Raw genomic sequence first — 610 nt, 5'->3', positions numbered from 1 at the left:
CCTCCTGCGCGTTCAACGTCTTCTCGTCGTGCGCGGCCCGCTTGGTGGAATACGCCCAGACTGCCCGCCACGCGGTGGTGTCCACCATCGGATTCCAGACCGGTTCGGCCCGCTTTTTCACGTCGTTGACGACGGAGTGTCCGTGCCGCGGAGTCACTGTGTCGATGATCTGGCCGCCTTCGAATTTGTCGCCGTGCCAGTGGAAATGCGACGCCAAGTCTTTGGGCGCCTTGGTGACCCTGGAGCCGACGATGAATTTGCAGCCGGCGGCGTCGAGGTCTTTCAGGTTGGCGGACGAGAGCATGCCGGCGTCGGCGGCGATGACCATCTCTGCGCCTTCGAGTCGGTGGCGGGCTTGGAACTGTTTCACGATGGGCACGATGGTGTGGGTCTCGGCCTTGTTGCCCTCGTAGCAGCCAATTTCTAGGGGGAAGCCGTGGCGGTCGACGAGGAGGCCGACGACGATTTGTGGATCGACCCGCCGCTCTTTCGAGAAGCCGACTTTCCGCAGATCGTCCTCTTTCTCTGCCTCGAAGTATAAGGTTTATGCCGACGTTTCAGTTATGCCGATGCGTGGAGCGTTTGCCCTGGTCGAAGGGTGATTACGGCG

General features: G+C 61.5%; 1 pseudogene. It reads right to left on the bottom strand.

Annotation, left to right across the window (positions count from 1 at the left end):
* Nucleotides 1-544 (bottom strand): annotated as a pseudogene (locus TBIF_RS23730) (IS1634 family transposase); the annotation flags it as partial.
* Nucleotides 545-610: the final 66 nt, after the last annotated feature.

Origin of the sequence: Tomitella biformata AHU 1821 (genome assembly GCF_000524475.1) — a bacterium.
Lineage (GTDB): Bacteria > Actinomycetota > Actinomycetes > Mycobacteriales > Mycobacteriaceae > Tomitella > Tomitella biformata.
The sequence above is the reverse complement of the archived record's forward strand: the minus strand, read 5'-3'. Positions and strand labels throughout refer to the sequence as shown.